General features: G+C 63.8%; 5 protein-coding genes. 2 read left to right on the forward strand and 3 right to left on the reverse strand.

What is annotated here, in order from left to right; all coding sequences use genetic code 11:
- Positions 1-226, reverse strand: a 226-nt coding sequence (locus GXB81_RS30675) for an Ada metal-binding domain-containing protein (protein WP_277396822.1), incomplete at its 3' end; no start/stop codon positions are given.
- A gap of 451 nt (positions 227-677) precedes the next feature.
- On the opposite strand from GXB81_RS30675, the gene GXB81_RS30680 reads away from it, so the two are divergent.
- A complete protein-coding gene (locus GXB81_RS30680) occupies positions 678-1,103 on the forward strand; it encodes a VOC family protein (protein WP_205991173.1) in 426 nt (141 codons plus the stop codon).
- 73 nt (positions 1,104-1,176) lie between these two features.
- Here GXB81_RS30680 and GXB81_RS30685 read toward each other — a convergent pair whose 3' ends face one another.
- The gene (locus GXB81_RS30685; protein WP_167050078.1) at positions 1,177-1,731 is read right to left on the reverse strand and encodes a YaeQ family protein; all 555 of its coding nucleotides are present in this window, start codon (positions 1,729-1,731) and stop codon (positions 1,177-1,179) included.
- Positions 1,732-1,873: 142 nt separating this feature from the next.
- Positions 1,874-2,851, reverse strand: coding sequence for a LysR family transcriptional regulator (locus GXB81_RS30690; RefSeq protein WP_167050076.1), 978 nt, complete (start codon positions 2,849-2,851; stop codon positions 1,874-1,876).
- Between the two features lie 228 nt (positions 2,852-3,079).
- Here GXB81_RS30690 and GXB81_RS30695 point away from each other — a divergent pair.
- On the forward strand, positions 3,080-3,314 hold a 235-nt coding region (locus tag GXB81_RS30695), incomplete at its 3' end, for an aldehyde dehydrogenase family protein (protein ID WP_205991174.1).

The following is a 3,314-nucleotide window of genomic DNA, read 5'->3' on the forward strand; positions in this document are numbered from 1 at the left end:
CGGCATCGGTGAAGAAGGCGACGTTCTCGCGACGTGGCTGGCGCGACGCGCACGACGGCCGGCAGAACACGCCGGTCGTCCTGACCGCGTAGAAGAAGACGCCGTCGGCTTCGCGCTCGCGACGGGTGACGGCGGCCCAGCGGTCGTCGTCGGTGAGCCAGCGGGTGGCGTTGGATTCCTCGCCGGTGGCGGTGCGGATTGCGGCGGAATGGCGGTTGGCGTTCATGATCGTTCCGTGGTCCCTGATGGGCAGGCAATGTCGATGCTCATCAATGTAGGTCCGATGGCGACACACTACGCTCCGGTTCTTGCTCTGTCATTGCAGCCCGCTTTTCCCTACTCGTAACGGGGTCAAAACCCGCTAAATCTCATTCAGGACGCTTTCAACTCACCTGTAAACCCGCTCCAGGCGGGTGTTTTGCCTCAAATCGCGACAATTTGGCCCGATACCGGGTTTTCCCTTAAAAAGTTATTGCGTCGCATCAACCCGATGTGTATATTAGTACCTGTCTCCTCCATGTCTCCTCCTGATATGGATTCAGCCCGCTCCATTCGAGCGGGCTTTTTTTCGCCCGTCGTTTCCCCCTCCCCTCCCTCGATCCCGCTGCGCGATCCTTTCTCCTACACTTCGCTCATTGGTTCTCCGAACCGGCAAGACCAGCAAGAGGGTGTCCGAGATGAAAATCCATATTCGCGAGATCGACCATGTCGTGATCCGGGCGACGAACGTCGAGACGCTCGCGCGTTTTTACTGCGACGTGCTCGGCTGCAGTCTCGAAAAGGAGCAGCGCGAGCAGGGTCTTACGCAATTGCGCGCGGGACGTTCGCTGATCGATTTGCTGCAGGTCGGCGCAAAGCTCGATCGCGCGGAAAACGGTATGCCGGGCACGGGACGCAATCTGGATCACCTGTGCCTGCGGATCGAATCGTTCGACGCCGCAGCGCTCACGGCGCATCTGGCCGCGCATGGCACGCGGATCGGCGAACAAGGGGTGCGTTATGGCGCGGACGGCTTCGGACCGTCGCTGTATCTGTTCGACCCGGAAGGCAATATGGTCGAACTGAAGGGGCCGCCGGACGCGGCGCGGGTGACGTCGCTCTGAGCTTCGGCCAGGGGCGCTCGGGCCGCCGCGAGCGACGTTGGCCGGTCAGGCCGGCGCCGGCTTCGCGTAGAACTCAGGCGTCGGCGGGCGCCTTCAACACCGTCCAGTCGATTTTCACCGCGTCGGCCTCGGCGCTGCCGAGCCACGCTTCACCATCCTGTACCGTGCATTGCAGACGCATCGTGCGTTCGGCGAGCGAGCCGAGCGATGCCGCGACGTCCTCGCCGAGCGTCCACACCGTCACGTTGCGCAGACGCTCGACCTTGTTGCGCACGCCCTGCCACCAGATGTCCGAGGTCCGCCCGCCGTACGCGATCACGACTACGTGATTGGCGCGGCCGCTCGCCTTCGCGATGCGCCGCTCGTCGGGCTGGCCGACCTCGATCCACGTTTCGATCGCGCCGGTGAGGTCTTTCTGCCACAAGTCCGGCTCGTCGACATCCGACAAGCCTTTGCAGAACTCGAGCCGTTCCTGCGCGAACAGCGCGAACGCCGCGACGCGGACCATCATCCGGTCGTCGGTTTCCGAGGGGTGACGGGCGATCGTCAGCGAATGGTCGGCGTAATAGTGCCGGTCCATGTCCGCGATCTGCAGTTCCGCCTTGTAAATCGTCGATTTGAGAGCCATGCCGTTGCTGAACCAGGCGCTCGCTCCACCGGAGCGAACGGAAAAAGAATCGTCGACGGCGCGTTGCCGTCTGTCGTATTTGCCATGCATCGCGTGTTCCTCCCGCGCCGTCAGCCGGTGCCTATGACGACGGAAGGAGCATTTATCGGGCCACCACGGGCTCCAGCGGCGCGCCGTAGACCTCGCGAGCCGCGTCCCGCAAGGCGTCGAGTACGATCACGGCGGCTGGCGCCAGCAGATGCGACTGGCGCGTGATGATACCGAATGTATCCATCCTGTACGGTAAATCGATCGGTACCCGTTTCAATACGCCGTACTGTTGGTATTGACGCGCCACTTCCTCAGGTAAAACCGCCAACATGTCGCTTTGCAGGAGCAGGCTCGAAATAGCCAGAAAATTGTTCGTATTGACGACATTTTGCGGCGGATTCAGGCCGATCTGCGAAAACATCAGATCGAAGCGGTGGCGCAGCACGCTGCCCGGCGGATGCAGAACCCAGCTCGCGTTGACGATTCCGCGCAATGTCAAACCTGTCTCATTTTCGAGAGGATGGCCGGGCCGGGCGACCACGCAGAGCGGTTCGTCGGCGAGCGGCTCGTAGCGCACGTCGGTCTTGAGCTGGTTCTGCCGTTCGAGCACGCGGCCGACCATGATGTCGAGATCGCCTTCGGCGAGGCGCGGCAGCATCACGTCCGAGGTCTCGATGTCGGCCCAGATCTGCAATTGCGGATAGCGCTCCTTCACGTTCGCGATCGCACGCGGCACCATCGCCGCGGCGGCGGCCGCGATCACGCCGATGCGCACCTGGCCCGCGAGCCCCGAGCGCAGCGCCGAGATTTCGTCGTGCGCCTGGCTCAGGTTCGACAGCACCATGCGCGCGTGGCGGATCATCACCTCGCCGTAGAGCGTCGCGTGCATGCCGTGCGGCGTGCGGTCGAACAGGCTCACTTCGAGCATGTCCTCGAGTTCCTTGAGCAGCCGCGACGCGGCCGGCTGCGTCATGCCGAGCACGTCGGCCGCGCGCCGCACGTTGCCCTCTTCCTCCATTGCCGCGAGCAGCAGCAGCTGGCGCGTCTTGAGCCGCGCTCGCACGAACCAGTTCGAATAGCTACGCGTCATCGCGTTGTCTCCTTCCGTTTTCGGCGCGCGGCTTGCTGCCCTGAACCGCCCGTCGTGGTGACGGCGGCCGGCCGCCGCGCTTCAGGGCGCCATGATGCCATATCGAAACTGATATCGGAGAGACCTAAAAAGGGATTGGAAAGTTATGACGGCCGCTCATACCATTCGTGGACTTTGTGAGCTTCGCCCGCGCTTGCCGCCTTTTTCCATGCCACGCCGTTTCCGTCGATGAACCGCGATCCGCTCGTCCCGCTCGTTGCCAGCCCGTTTCGCCATTACATCAATGGCGGATGGGAGACCGGCGCGACCGCGGGCATGTCGTTCAATCCGTCGGACCTGGGCGACCCGGTCGGCGAATACGCGCGGGCCGACGTGCGGCAGACCGACAGCGCGATCGAGGCCGCGCACGCGGCGTTTCGCGACTGGTCGCTCGCGTCGGCGCAGCGCCGCGCGGACGCGCTCG

Source organism: Paraburkholderia sp. Ac-20336 (assembly GCF_017105025.1).
Classification (GTDB): domain Bacteria; phylum Pseudomonadota; class Gammaproteobacteria; order Burkholderiales; family Burkholderiaceae; genus Paraburkholderia.